The 12995-nt window shown below is 73.1% G+C and carries 11 protein-coding genes and 7 pseudogenes; 16 read left to right on the top strand and 2 right to left on the bottom strand.

Annotated features, from left to right (window positions below; genetic code table 11):
* Nucleotides 1–47: 47 nt before the first annotated feature.
* Nucleotides 48–1146, top strand: a pseudogene (gene ald / locus DEJ15_RS14655) (alanine dehydrogenase).
* A 132-nt stretch (nucleotides 1147–1278) separates the two neighbouring features.
* On the opposite strand, the gene DEJ15_RS14650 reads toward ald, so the two are convergent.
* On the bottom strand, nucleotides 1279–1911 hold the full coding sequence (locus DEJ15_RS14650) for a TspO-related membrane protein (protein ID WP_349814905.1): 633 nt from the start codon (nucleotides 1909–1911) through the stop codon (nucleotides 1279–1281).
* A gap of 260 nt (nucleotides 1912–2171) precedes the next feature.
* Between DEJ15_RS14650 and DEJ15_RS14645 the strand changes: the two are divergent.
* From DEJ15_RS14645 to DEJ15_RS14600, 12 genes and pseudogenes are all read left to right on the top strand, one after another.
* Nucleotides 2172–3156, top strand: a pseudogene (locus DEJ15_RS14645) (magnesium and cobalt transport protein CorA).
* A gap of 140 nt (nucleotides 3157–3296) precedes the next feature.
* Nucleotides 3297–3506: pseudogene (locus DEJ15_RS19720) on the top strand (hypothetical protein); the annotation flags it as partial.
* Nucleotides 3507–3630: 124 nt separating this feature from the next.
* Nucleotides 3631–3900 (top strand): annotated as a pseudogene (locus tag DEJ15_RS19715) (glycoside hydrolase family 36 N-terminal domain-containing protein); the annotation flags it as partial.
* A gap of 91 nt (nucleotides 3901–3991) precedes the next feature.
* A pseudogene (locus tag DEJ15_RS14635) lies at nucleotides 3992–4039 on the top strand (hypothetical protein); the annotation flags it as partial.
* Between the two features lie 90 nt (nucleotides 4040–4129).
* Nucleotides 4130–5449 (top strand): alpha-galactosidase, encoded by a 1320-nt coding sequence (locus DEJ15_RS14630; protein WP_284176222.1) that lies wholly within the window; start codon nucleotides 4130–4132, stop codon nucleotides 5447–5449.
* A gap of 468 nt (nucleotides 5450–5917) precedes the next feature.
* Nucleotides 5918–6079, top strand: a pseudogene (locus DEJ15_RS14625) (chloride channel protein); the annotation flags it as partial.
* Between the two features lie 7 nt (nucleotides 6080–6086).
* Complete coding sequence (locus DEJ15_RS14620; protein ID WP_284175177.1) at nucleotides 6087–6902, top strand: chloride channel protein; 816 nt, start codon at nucleotides 6087–6089, stop codon at nucleotides 6900–6902.
* Between the two features lie 220 nt (nucleotides 6903–7122).
* Nucleotides 7123–7335, top strand: coding sequence for an antitoxin (locus DEJ15_RS14615; protein ID WP_110824740.1), 213 nt, complete (start codon nucleotides 7123–7125; stop codon nucleotides 7333–7335).
* A gap of 93 nt (nucleotides 7336–7428) precedes the next feature.
* Nucleotides 7429–8755: pseudogene (locus DEJ15_RS14610) on the top strand (aminotransferase class V-fold PLP-dependent enzyme).
* Nucleotides 8756–8823: 68 nt separating this feature from the next.
* Entirely contained in the window at nucleotides 8824–9021 is a 198-nt protein-coding gene (locus DEJ15_RS18835; protein WP_349814904.1) for an iron-sulfur cluster assembly scaffold protein, read from the top strand.
* Nucleotides 8988–9203 (top strand): iron-sulfur cluster assembly scaffold protein, encoded by a 216-nt coding sequence (locus DEJ15_RS18830; protein ID WP_349814725.1) that lies wholly within the window; start codon nucleotides 8988–8990, stop codon nucleotides 9201–9203. The genes DEJ15_RS18835 and DEJ15_RS18830 overlap by 34 nt, the downstream gene beginning before the upstream one ends.
* A gap of 468 nt (nucleotides 9204–9671) precedes the next feature.
* Nucleotides 9672–10016 carry an alpha/beta fold hydrolase gene (locus DEJ15_RS14600; protein WP_284175176.1) on the top strand — a complete coding sequence of 115 codons (345 nt, stop codon included), beginning with the start codon at nucleotides 9672–9674 and terminating at the stop codon, nucleotides 10014–10016.
* A 33-nt stretch (nucleotides 10017–10049) separates the two neighbouring features.
* Here DEJ15_RS14600 and DEJ15_RS14595 read toward each other — a convergent pair whose 3' ends face one another.
* On the bottom strand, nucleotides 10050–10517 hold the full coding sequence (locus DEJ15_RS14595) for a MarR family winged helix-turn-helix transcriptional regulator (RefSeq protein ID WP_110824736.1): 468 nt from the start codon (nucleotides 10515–10517) through the stop codon (nucleotides 10050–10052).
* A gap of 61 nt (nucleotides 10518–10578) precedes the next feature.
* Between DEJ15_RS14595 and DEJ15_RS14590 the strand changes: the two genes are divergently transcribed.
* The 3 genes from DEJ15_RS14590 (at nucleotide 10579) to DEJ15_RS14580 (ending at nucleotide 12965) form a co-directional block, all read left to right on the top strand.
* The gene (locus tag DEJ15_RS14590) at nucleotides 10579–10947 is read left to right on the top strand and encodes a VOC family protein (RefSeq protein WP_110824735.1); all 369 of its coding nucleotides are present in this window, start codon (nucleotides 10579–10581) and stop codon (nucleotides 10945–10947) included.
* A gap of 161 nt (nucleotides 10948–11108) precedes the next feature.
* Complete coding sequence (locus DEJ15_RS14585) at nucleotides 11109–11477, top strand: hypothetical protein (RefSeq protein ID WP_284175175.1); 369 nt, start codon at nucleotides 11109–11111, stop codon at nucleotides 11475–11477.
* A gap of 87 nt (nucleotides 11478–11564) precedes the next feature.
* Nucleotides 11565–12965 (top strand): LLM class flavin-dependent oxidoreductase, encoded by a 1401-nt coding sequence (locus DEJ15_RS14580; protein WP_258365919.1) that lies wholly within the window; start codon nucleotides 11565–11567, stop codon nucleotides 12963–12965.
* Nucleotides 12966–12995: the final 30 nt, after the last annotated feature.

Raw genomic sequence — 12995 nt, 5'->3', positions numbered from 1 at the left:
CGGCTGGATGGGCGGTGTCCGAGCACCTGCCCACGAAGGAGTCCGTCATGCGCATCGGCGTCCCCACCGAGATCAAGAACAACGAGTTCCGCGTCGCCGCGACCCCGGCTGGCGTCGCCGAGCTGACGATGCACGGGCACGAGGTGCTCGTGCAGTCCGGCGCCGGGACCGGGTCGGCGTTCTCCGACGACGAGTACACCGCAGCTGGTGCCGTGATCGTGTCGGATGCTGGGTCGGCCTGGGACGCCGAGATGGTGCTCAAGGTGAAGGAGCCCGTGGCTGCCGAGTACCCGCTCCTGCGCGCGGGACAGGTCCTCTTCACGTACCTGCACCTCGCCGCCGACCGCCCGCTGACCGCGGCGCTGGTCGAGTCGGGCGCCACCGCGATCGCGTACGAGACCGTGCAGCTCCCCGACCGTTCGCTGCCGCTCCTGTCGCCGATGTCGGAGATCGCCGGGCGGCTGTCCGCCCAGGTCGGCGCCCACCACCTCATGCGTGCGAACGGCGGCCGCGGGCTCCTGCTCGGGGGGTGTCCCCGGCACGCCGAAGGGGCGGGTCGTGGTGATCGGCGGTGGTGTCGCGGGCGAGCACGCCGCGACGATCGCGGTCGGGATGGGTGCCGAGGTGACGGTCTTCGACATCAGCCTGCCGCGCCTCCGAGCCCTCGACGCGCGGTTCGACGGCCGGGTGACGACCCTCCGGTCGAGCCCGCTCGCGATCGCGCACGCCGTCGCCGAGGCGGACCTGGTGATCGGGTCCGTCCTCATCCCCGGGGCGTCGGCTCCGAAGCTCGTCACGGACGCGATGGTCGCCGACATGCGCGCCGGGTCCGTCCTCGTCGACATCGCGATCGACCAGGGCGGGTGCTTCGAGGGGTCGCGGCCGACCACCCACGACGACCCGACGTTCGCCGTGCACGACGCCGTCTACTACTGCGTGGCGAACATGCCGGGCGCGGTCCCGCGGACGAGCACCATCGCGCTGACGAACGCGACGCTCCCGTACGCCGTGGCGATCGCGGACCAGGGGTGGGAGCGGGCGCTGGAGTCCGACCCGGCACTCGCCTCCGGGCTCAACGTGCACGACGGCCGCGTGACGAACGAGGCCGTCGCCGCCGCGCACGGCATGGCGGTCGCGCGGCGCTGAACCCGACCCGCCCCGGCCCGACCCGCCCCGGCCCGACCCGGCCGGTCATGGACGCGGAACCGACAGATCGATGCGGAAGGTCCGCGTCGATCTGTCGGTTCCGCGCAGCAGTCCGGCGCTGCGCCAGCGCGCTCAGGCGGTGCGGGGCGCGGCCGACCCTGCGGTCCAGCCTGCACGGGCCCGCGCGACGACCGTCACCACGAGCACCGCGGCGACGGCGACCAGCGCGGTGAGGGCGGTGGGCACCGAGACGAGCGGCCCGTCGAGCCGCGCGACCGCGACCCACGCGAGCCCCCAGCCGAGCGACAGGGCCGGGGCGATGCGACCACGGCCGGTCACCCCGACGAGGACGCCGACGAGGCCGGCGACCGCTGCGACCGCCACACCCCACACGTCCTGGCCGAGGCCGAAGCCCCGGAACCCCGCAGCCGTCAGGACCGCGGCCGTGTTGGCCGCCGTCGCCACGCAGACCCATCCGAGGTACAGCCCGAACGTGCCGTCCGTGACGACCGCCTCGACACGGCCGGACGGCCTGGTGCGCCGGAGCACCACGAACGCCCACGCCAGGACGCCGAGCAGGGCGACGATGATCGGCTCGCTCAGCCAGAGGAAGCCGAACTGCACGGACAGGATCCACGCCGCGTTGAGGAGCAGGGACAGGGTCGCGGGCACGGCGAGGCGGTCGTGCCGGGCCTGGTCGTCCCGACGCGGGAGGAACTGCCACACGGCGAAGGCGACGAGCCCGACGTAGATGACGCTCCAGATGCCGAACGCGGGCCCACCGGGGGGCGATCGCCGCGGACGATGCCGAGAGCGCGCCGTCGGCCGCCTCGGCGATCGGGGTGCCGCCCGCGGCCCCGGACCCGATGAACGAACCCACCACGGCGACCACCGTGCTCACGGCGATCATGACCTTCCGCATCCAGCGCATCGTGCTCCCCTTCGTCAGCATGCTGATGACCAGGACGCTACGCCGCCCCGTCCGCGATCACGCAGCCGCTGCCCAGGGTGCGTACGGTGGTGCCGTGACCGTCGAGCTGAACACCGTGTACGTGGACCGGATCGCCCCGACGACGAGTCCCTCGCTCGACGAGAGCTTCACGATGATCGCGGAGCACGGTGCCTCGGCCTGCATCGTGCTCGACCGGCCGGACGCCGAGGAGCTCGGTGACGTCGCGGTCGCCCTCGGCCTGCACGAGCTCGCGGTGGAGGACTCCGCCGAAGGGCACCAGCGACCGAAGCTCGAACGGTACGGCTCGACGCTCTTCGCGGTGCTCAAGCCCGCGGTGTACCGGGACGCGGCCGAGGAGGTCGAGTTCGGCGAGGTCCACGCCTTCGTCGGCGAGGACTTCTTCCTCGCGGTGGTGCAGGCAGACCCGCGGGGCGGACGAGCGGTCCCGCGCGCCCTGCAGCGGATGAGCGGCAAGCCCGGGCTCGTCACCGCAGGGCCCCAGGCGCAGCTCTGGGCCCTGATGGACTCGATCGTCGACGACTACCGGCCGGTCATCGACGGGCTCGAGGAGGACATCAACCAGATCGAGGGGCAGCTCTTCTCGGGCGAGGCCGGCGTCTCCCGCCGCGTCTACGAGCTCTTCGGCGAGGTCGTCGACTTCCAGCGTGCCGCCCGCCCGCTCATCCGGATGATCGAGGACCTGCACCGCGGCGCCGAGAAGTACCACCTGCCCGTCGAGCTCCAGCGCCGGTTCCGGGACGTCCTGGACCACGTCATCCGGGTCGTGGAGCGGCTGGACACCTTCCGGCAGCTCCTGCAGAACGCGCTGACGGTCGACTCGACCCTGGCGGCGCAGAAGCAGAACGACGACACGAAGCGGATCTCCGGCTGGGCGGCGATCCTGTTCGCCCCGACGCTCATCGCCGCGGTCTACGGGATGAACTTCGAGCACATGCCGGAGCTGTCCTGGACGTGGGGGGTACCCGCTGTCGATCGTGCTGATGGTCCTGTTCGCCGCGGTCCTCTACGCGGTGTTCAAGGTCAAGCGCTGGTTCTGAGGCCACCCGCCCGAACACACGCCTGGCCGCGCGCCCGCCCGGCCACGCGCCCGCCCGCTTGCCCGCCTGCCTGCCCGCCCGCTCCGAGGAGAACCGATGTCGTCGCTCCCCACCGTCCCCGTCCACCTGAGCGCCGGGGGGTGTGTCCCTCGTGCTCGACTGCTCGGACGGCCAGCTCCCCCGCCGTCGTGCACTGGGGCGCCGCCCTCGGGGACCTGTCCGACGCCGAGCTGTCCGCGCTCGCGGCCGCGGACGTCCTCCCGCTGCAACCGAGCACACCCGACGTCCCCGTGCGCCTCAGCGTCCTGCCGGAAGCGCACACGGGGTGGACGGGGCGCCCGGGGCTCGTCGGGCACCGGGACGGCCGCGACTGGTCGCCGGCGTTCACGCTCACCGCCGTCGACGTCAGCGACCTGCCGACGGACGGCACCGCCGCGAGCGACCCCGGCCGGACCAGCGCCCCCCGGCACCGACATCACCCCCGGCCGACGCCTCGTCGCCGACGCCGAGGACCGCGTCGCCGGCCTGTCCATCCGCATCGAGATCGAGCTCCTGTCCTCCGGCCTGGTCCGACTCCGCGCCGCGGTCACGAACACGGCCCCCGGTACGTACACCGTCGACGACGTCACCGTCGCGCTCCCGGTCCCGGGTCGTGCTCGCGAGGTCCTCGACTTCGCCGGACGCTGGGGCAAGGAGCGCACCCCGCAGCGGCACGAACTCGTCGTCGGCACGCACCAGCGCGAGGGCCGTCGTGGTCGGACGGGCCCCGACGCCGCCACGGTCCTGAGCGTCGGAACCCCCCGGCTTCGGCTTCGCGAGCGGCGAGGTCTGGGGCGTGCACGTCGGTTGGAGCGGGAACCACCGGCACCACGCCGAGCGCGGCAACGACGGCCGACAGGTGGTCGGCGGTGGGGAGCTCCTGCTGCCCGGCGAGGTCCGGCTCGACCAGGGAGCGACCTACGCCGGCCCGTGGGTGTACGGCGCCTACGGGGACGGCCTCGACGACCAGGCCCACCGGTTCCACGACTGGCTCCGACGGCGCCCGCAGCACCCCACCCGGCCGCGGCCGACGACGATCAACGTCTGGGAGGCCGTCTACTTCGACCACGACCTCACCCGCCTGACGGACCTGGCGGACCGGGCCGCCCGGATCGGCGTCGAGCGGTTCGTCCTCGACGACGGGTGGTTCCGCGGCCGTCGCGACGACCGTGCCGGGCTGGGCGACTGGTACGTCGACGAGGACGTCTGGCCCGACGGGCTCGCCCCGCTGGTCGACCACGTCCGCGCCCTCGGCATGGAGTTCGGGCTGTGGTTCGAGCCGGAGATGGTGAACGAGGACAGCGACCTGGCCCGGGAGCACCCGGAGTGGATCATGCAGGCGGACGGCCGACTCCCGGTCCGCGCCCGGAACCAGCAGGTGCTCGACTTGGCGATCCCGGAGGCGTACGAGCACGTCCTCGGACGGCTGACCGCCGTGATCGGCGAGGTCGGTGTCGACTACGTCAAGTGGGACCACAACCGCGACCTGATCGAGGCAGGCACCCGGGGCGCCGGTGCTGCCGTGCACGAGCAGACCCTGGCCGCGTACCGCTTGATGGCGGCGCTCAAGGACCGGTTCCCGGGGCTCGAGATCGAGTCGTGCTCGTCGGGCGGTAGCCGGGTCGACCTCGGCGTCATCGAGCACACCGACCGCGTCTGGACCTCGGACTGCATCGACCCGCTCGAGCGGCAGCAGATGAACCGCTGGACCATGCAGCTCCTGCCGCCCGAGATGCTCGGGTCGCACATCGCGAGCGGCACGAACCACACGACCGGGCGCCGCCACACCCTGGCCTTCCGGGCCGGTACCGCGCTCTACGGGCACCTCGGCATCGAGTGGGACCTGGCGACCGCGACCGAGGCCGAGGAGCGCGAGCTCACCGAGTGGGTCGCGACCTACCGGCAGTGCCGGGAGCTCCTGCACCACGGGGACCTGGTGCGTGTCGACCAGGCCGACGAGACGCAGCTGGTCTACGGCGCGGTGGCTCCGGACCGGCGGGAGGCGCTGTTCTTCCTCGCCGTGGTCGGCCGCTCCGAGGTCAGCCCGCGCGGCCGGATCACGCTGCGCGGCCTCGACCCGGAGACCCGGTACCGCGTGGACCCGGTCGTCATCGGGGACGTGCCGGGCCTCGAGCCCGCGCCGTGGGAGTCCGGCGACCGGGTGTTCTCCGGCCGGGTGCTCGAGGTCGTCGGCGTCCAGGCGCCGATGACGTACCCGGAGACCGTCGTGCCCTACCGCGTCGCCGCGGTCTGACGTCGGAGCCCGGTCGGGAGGCCCGGATCACCGCCTCCGGACCGGTGCCGGAGCCGGGACGGCGGGACGGGCCTCCCGGCCAACCCACTGACGAGCGCGAAGAACCGTCGAACGAGCGCGTCGACGCGCGCGACGCACGCCGACGCGCGACCGCTACGCTTGCCGACATGCCACACAACGGTCTCGCCGCTCCGGCCTGGGCGCTCAAGCTGGCCGTGGTCACGGGGCTCGTCGGCGTCGCCGGCGGGGCCGCCGGGATCGCCGTGTGGCTCGCGCTCCAACTCATCCAGTTCGTCGCCTTCGGCTACGCCTTCGGCGGGCACCGTGAGGCGGCGGACGCACCGTCGGCGCTGAACCGGTTCCTCGCGGTCCTGGCCGCCGGCGTCCTGACGGCCGTCGCGTGGTGGGCGATCCGGCGGTGGGGGGCGTCCGGTCGTCGGTGTCCAGGCCGCCGTCGCGGGCAGGCGGATGCCCTCCCTGGTGACCGTCGGCAACGCGGGCGTGCAGATCCTCGCGGTGGGTCTCGGCGCCTCGATCGGCAAGGAGGTCGCACCGCGCGAACTCGGTGCGTGGGCCGCGCAGCTGCTCACCGTCCGGGCCGGGTTGACGCCGCGCGAGACGAAGGTCCTGGTGGCCTGTGGTGCTGCCGCCGGGCTCGCAGCGGTCTACGACGTACCGCTCGGGGGGTGCGCTGTTCGCGGTCGAGGTGCTGCTCGGCGAGCTCACCCTGGCGACGGCCCTGCCCGCGTTCGTCACGAGTGCCGTCGCCGCGTTCGTCGCCCGGCTCGTGATCCCGGACGAGGTGCTGTACCACGTGCCCGCGATGCACCTCTCGCCCTCGCTGCTCGTCTGGGCGGTCGTCGTCGGGCCGCTGCTCGGGCTCGCCGGGGTCGGGTTCGTGCGGGCCACCAACCGGCTGCAGGCGATCGCCCCGACCGGGTGGAAGCTGCTCGTCGTGCTGCCGGTCGTGTTCGCACTCGTCGGCCTCGTCGCGATCCCCTTCCCGGAGGTGATGGGGAACGGCCGGGCGCTCGGACTCGCCGCGATGAACGCCGACCTCGACGGGCCGACGCTGCTCGGCATGGCGCCCCTGCTCGCGCTCCTCGTCCTCGGACTGCTGAAGACCGTGACGACCGCGGCGACGATCGGTGCCGGCGCCGTGGGCGGCACGCTGACCCCCTCGATCGCGGTCGGGTCGGCGCTCGGCGGCTTCCTCGGGGCCGCCTGGATGCTGCTCTGGCCGACCGACGGCGGCAGCCTGGCGGCCTTCGCGTTCGTCGGCGCGGCCGCGTTCCTGGCCACGACCATGCGCGCGCCGTTCACGGCCCTCGTGCTCGTCGTCGAGTTCACGCAGGAGGGCACCGACATCCTCATCCCCTCGCTGCTGGCGGTGAGCGGAGCCGTCGCCGTCGGCTACGTCCTGGCCCGTCGGCGCAGTGCGCAGATGGCCTGAGCCGAGCCGAGCCGAGCCGAGCCGAGCCGCGCCGCGCCGCGCCGCGGCGAGCCGCGCCGAGCCGCGCCGAGCCGCGCCGCGCCGCGCCGCCCCGCGGCACCGTCGACCGGTCCGGTGCTGGGCATCCGGTGGACGGCCCGGACCAGGTGGCCGCACGCTGGTTAGCATCGGCGCCAGGACGCGGGGCACGAGGTTCCGCCCGATCGACGAGGAGCAGGTCATGGCAGGGTTCGACGACATCACGAAGAAGGCCCAGGCGCTGCTGCAGAACGGCAAGGTGCAGGACGCGCTGAAGAGCGAGAAGGCCGAGGGCGTCAGCGACAAGGTGTTCGAAGGGGTCGCCGACGCCGTGAAGAAGGCCACCGGCGGCAAGTACGACGACAAGATCGACGCCGCCCGCGAGCAGGCCGACAAGCGCGTCGGGAACGAGTAGCGCCCGCGCGGTGCCGGCCCGACTGGACGCTGCCGGGAAGAACGACCACCATTGACGGGTTGTCTCCCGGAGACGTACAGGAGGGCCAGCACCGTGACGATCGTTGCACCAACGCCGACGGACGACTTCGTCGCACCGCTCACCGAGGACGAGGTCCTCCGCATCCGGGCGGACTTCCCGATCCTCCAGCAGGAGGTGAACGGGCAGCCGCTGGCCTACCTCGACTCCGGCGCGACGGCCGAGCGGCCCGTGCAGGTCCTCGACGCCGAACGGTGCTTCCTCGAGCAGGACAACGCGGCCGTGCACCGCGGTGCCCACACCCTCGCCGCGCTGAGCACCGACGCCTACGAGGACGCCCGTGCGACCGTCGCGCGCTTCATCGGAGCCGCGAGCCCGTCCGAGGTCGTCTGGACGGCCAACGCCACCGACGCGCTCAACCTCGTCGCCTACGGCATCCGCAACGCCAGCGCCGGCCGCGGCGGTGCCGAGGCCGACCGCTTCCGCATCGGCCCCGGGGACGAGGTCCTGGTCACCGAGGCCGAGCACCACGCGAACCTCGTGCCCTGGCAGGAGCTCGCCGCCGCCACCGGTGCGACGCTGCGCTGGGTGCCGGTCGACGACACCGGGTGCTGGAGCGCCGAGGACGCCGTCGCGCTCGTCACCGAACACACCCGGGTCGTCGCGTTCGCCCACGTGTCGAACGTCACCGGGATGATCGCCCCCGTCGCCGAGCTCGTGGCGGCGGCCCACGCCGTCGGGGCGCTCGTCGTGCTCGACGCCTGCCAGTCCGCGCCGCACCGGCCGCTCGACGTCCGCGCCCTCGACATCGACTTCGCCGCGTTCTCCGGGCACAAGATGCTCGGCCCGAACGGGATCGGCGTGCTCTGGGGTCGGCAGGACCTGCTCAACGCACTGCCGCCGTTCCGCACCGGCGGCTCGATGATCACCACGGTGACGATGGAGCACACCGACTTCATGCCGGCCCCCCGAGCGGTTCGAGGCCGGCACGCAGCCGGTCTCACAGGCCGTCGCGCTCGCCGAGGCCGTCCGCTACCTCGAGCGCATCGGGATGGACCGGGTGCAGGAGCACGAGGAGCACCTGGCGCAGCGGATGCTCACCGGCCTCGCCACCGTCCCCGGCGTCTCCGTCGTCGGACCCGCGGCCGGTGTCCCGCGCAGTGGACTCGCGTCCTTCGTCGTCGACGGCGTGCACGCGCACGACGTGTCCCAGTACCTCGACGCGCAGGGCATCGCGGTGCGCTCCGGCCACCACTGCGCGCAGCCGCTCCACCGTCGTCTGGGGCTCACGGCCACGAGCCGCGCGAGCACGTACGTGTACACGACCGAGGAGGACGTCGACCGCTTCGTGACCGCGGTCGGCGGGATCCGCGGCTACTTCGGTGCGGAGGAGCCCGCGTGACCGGCCTGGACGGGCTCTACCAGCAGGTGATCCTCGACCACGCGAGAGCCCGTCGGGGCGACGGTCCGATGCCGGATGCGGACGCCGAGCACTTCGAGCGGAACCCGACGTGCGGTGACGAGATCACCGTGCGGCTCCGACTCGAGCCCGGGACCGACCGGATCGCCGCCGTCGCCTGGCAGGGGGGGACGGCTGCTCGATCTCGATGGCGTCGGCCTCGGTCCTCACCGACATGGCCGTCGGCCGGACCGTCCCGGAACTCCTGACCCTGACCGAGGCGTTCCGCACGATGATGCGCTCCCGGGGCGTCGGCGAGCCGGACGAGGACGTGCTCGAGGACCTCGTCGCCTTCCAGGGTGTCTCGAAGTTCGTCATGCGGGTCAAGTGCGGCATGCTCGCGTGGGTCGCCGCCGAGGCGGCGGCGCAGCAGGCGGTCGCGGCGGGCTGACGACGGGCGCAGGGCGGGCGCGGCCCTCGGCGGCGGTCCACCGGACGGGAGGCGCGGTGCCAGCGGGTGCCGCGCCTCCCGTCCGGCGTCCTGCTTCCCGTAGCCTGCACCGCATGGTGGAAGAGGGGCACGAGCGGACCGCGCGCGAGCTCGTGTTCCTGCACGCGTCGAACCGGAGTCCGAGTCGGGCCTGGTCCTCGGTGGGGACACTGCCCGGCGCCCGCTTCGCGGCGATGCCGGGGTACGACGCCGGTCCACCGGTGCGGTTCGAGCAGGACCGGTGGGAGCGGCGGCTCCTCCGTGCGTGCGGCACCGGCAGTGCGGTCGTCGCCCACTCCTTCGGCGGACCGGTCGCCATGCGCGCCGCTGCGCGTCGTCCGGACCTCGTCACCGTGCTCGTGCTGTTCGAGCCTGCCGCCTACGCGCTGGCGCGGGGGGCACGCATCGGTCGAGGAGCACGTCCGACGTGTGCAGCCGGTCCTCGACCAGGCGAGCCTGCTCCCGCCTGCGCAGTTCGCCGTCGCGTTCACCGCGGCACTCACCGGTCGGAGCCCCGCACCACCGAGGGACGCCGATGCACTCCTCGCGGCGGAGCGGCAACGTCGGCTGCCGGGACCGTGGACGCTGGACACCCCGGAGCGTCCCGGCGTGCCGACACTGGTCATCACAGGAGGATGGAACGACGAGTACGAGACGATCGCCTCCCGGATCGCCGACGCCCGTCACGTCACCCTCGTCGGACACGGCCACCGACCGCAGGACCATCCCGACGCCGCGCGGGTCGTTCGCGACTTCCTGTCGCATCACGGGTGACGTCGCGCCGGATTGCGCCGCGACGAGTCACGGTCAGCCAGCGCTGGCGCTGTCGGCCGCGTCGCTGCGCAGTGCGCGCACCATGCGCCGCAGCAGCGACCTCGCCGCGGCGCGGTCGTCCTCGTCGAGGTCGGCGAGCATCCGGTCCTCCACGGAGCGGACGGCGGCCGTCGCGGCGGCGAGGTCCCGGCGTCCGCGGTCGGTGAGCTGCGCCGGCATGACCCGACCCGAGCGGGCCCCGGGCGGGCGCTCGACGACGCCGTCGCGCTCGAGGGTCTGCAGCAGGACGTTCATCGACTGCCGGGTCACGAAGGTGCCGCGGGCGAGCTCGGAGTTCGACGACCCCGGACGCTGCGCCAGGAGTTCCAGGCAGGAGTAGTGCGTCACGGTCATGCCGAGCGGGCGGAGCACGGCCTCCATCGCGGTCCGGAGCGCCGTCGCGGTCTCCTTGAGCAGGTACCCGATCGAGGTCGGGAGGTCGACGCCGTCCTGTTGACTCATGTCAGAAGTCTGACATACGCTGCTTGGTGTCAGACAACTGACATGACCAGAAGGAGCACCCATGCCCGCCACCGGCCCCGACTTCCTCTCCCTGCAGGTCCGCGACCTCGATGCCTCGCAGGCGTTCTACGAGCGGTACCTCGGGCTCGAGCGTTCGCCCGCCGGGCCACCGCACGCCGTCGTGTTCACCACGACGCCGATCGCGTTCGCGCTGCGCGACGTCCTCCCCGGGACCGACCTCGCGTCGGTCGACCAGCCGGGACTCGGCGTCGCCCTCTGGTTGCACGCGACCGACGTCCAGGCGGTCCACGACGCCCTCGAGGCCGACGGGCACCGGATCGTCGCGGCACCGATCGACGGCCCGTTCGGCCGGAGGTTCACCTTCGCCGACCCCGACGGTTACCACGTCACCCTCCACGACCGCGCCTGAGCGTCGCGCGGACCGCCGGTCGTCCCCGACCGGTGGTCGTGACCACATCGTGTCCCCACCACCGCTCCTCAGGGCCGACGATGGGGGCGTGCGGGGGGCGACGGGTGTGGGCAGCGACCGGGGCTGCGCTGTCGGTGCTGACGACAGCGGCGTGTGGCATCGTGCCCACGGCCTGTCCGGCGATCGGGTGGACGAACACCGTGGTGGTCACGGTCAGCGGACCGGTCGACGCGGTCCGTGACGTCGCCGTCTGCACCGGGACCGGATGCACGCCGCCCGCGCCGAGCGACCCGCCCGTCCTGCCTCTCGAGGTCGCGCCGGCCCCGTCGCCGACGTCGACCGCCGCCGGAGCCGTCTGGCGGCTCCCCGTGCTGATGGGCACGCCGGACCGGGCGGTCGTCGAGCTGCGGGACGCCGCCGACCGGCCGCTCCTGACGGAGACGGTTCGCACGCGGTGGATCCGGTACGGCGGCTCCGAGCAGTGCGGCGGCCCGTCGACGGCGGAGGTCACGGTCCGGGCGCCCCGCTGACCACCGGCACGTCCCGCACCCGGATGCCCGTGTCATGCGGCGTCATCCTCCGTGACGCGGCGGGGACGGCCGACGTACGGTCGCGTCGTGACCACGAACCGCGAGCCCCGGCAGATCCGCTTCAACGCGTTCGACATGAACTGCGTCGCGCACCAGTCCTCCGGGCTGTGGCGCCACCCGCGCGACCGATCCCGGCACTACAACGACCTGTCGTACTGGACGGACCTGGCGAAGATCCTCGAAGGCGGGGCGTTCGACGGCATCTTCATCGCCGACGTCCTCGGGACCTACGACGTCTACGGCGGGACGAACGAGGCCGCGCTCCGCACCGGGTCGCAGGTACCGGTGAACGACCCGATCCTCCTCGTGTCCGCGATGGCCGCCGTCACCGAGCACCTGGGCTTCGGCATCACCGCGGGCACCGCCTACGAGCACCCGTACCCGTTCGCCCGACGCATGTCCACGCTCGACCACCTGACGAAGGGCCGTGTCGGCTGGAACGTCGTCACCGGGTACCTGCCGAGCGCCGCCCGCAACATGGGCCAGACGGACCAGCTCAGCCACGACGACCGCTACGACGTCGCCGACGAGTACCTCGAGGTCCTCTACAAGCTGTGGGAGGGCTCGTGGGAGGACGACGCCGTGGTCGAGGACCGCGAGACCGGTGTCTTCACCGACCCCGCGAAGGTGCACCCGATCGAGCACCACGGTGCGCACTTCGACGTGCCGGGCATCCACCTGTCCGAACCGTCCGTGCAGCGCTCGCCCGTCATCTACCAGGCGGGCGCCTCGCCGCGCGGGATCCGCTTCGCCGCCGAGAACGCCGAGGCCGTGTTCGTCGGGGCGCCGACCCTGCCGCAGCTCGCCGCGACGGTGGGGAAGATCCGCGACGCCCTGGAGGCCGCTGGTCGCGACCGGTACGGCGCCAGGGTGTACACGCTGCTCACCGTCATCACGGACGAGACCGACGAGGCCGCGCAGGCGAAGTACCGCGACTACCTGTCGTACGCGTCCGAGGCGGGTGCGCTCGTGCTGAACTCCGGCTGGATGGGGGTGGACCTGTCGCAGTACGACCTGGACGAGCCGCTCGGCAACATCGAGTCGAACGCGATCCAGTCGGCCGCTGCGAACCTGTCCGCCGCGACCGGTGAGGACGGGACGACGTGGACGGTCCGGGACATCGCCCGGCAGACTGCGATCGGCGGACTCGGTCCGGTCGAGGTCGGCAGCGGGGCGACGATCGCGCAGCGCCTCATCGACATCCAGGAGCAGACCGACGTCGACGGCTTCAACCTGGCGTACGCGGTGACGCCGGGCACGTGGCAGGACGTCATCGAGTTCGTCGTCCCCGAACTCCGGGCGCGCAACGCCTACCCGGACGGGTACGAGGAGGGCTCCCTGCGGCACAAGCTGCTCGGACGGGGCGACCGGTTGCCGGACGAACACCGCGGAGCGTCGTTCCGGGTACGGGTGCCGGCGACCGCGTGACGGGTGGTCCTCGTGACGCCGTGCCCTGGC

Origin of the sequence: Curtobacterium sp. MCJR17_043 (assembly GCF_003224315.2) — a bacterium.
Lineage (GTDB): Bacteria > Actinomycetota > Actinomycetes > Actinomycetales > Microbacteriaceae > Curtobacterium.
Note: the sequence above shows the minus strand (reverse complement) of the source record. Positions and strands in the feature narration are given on the sequence as shown.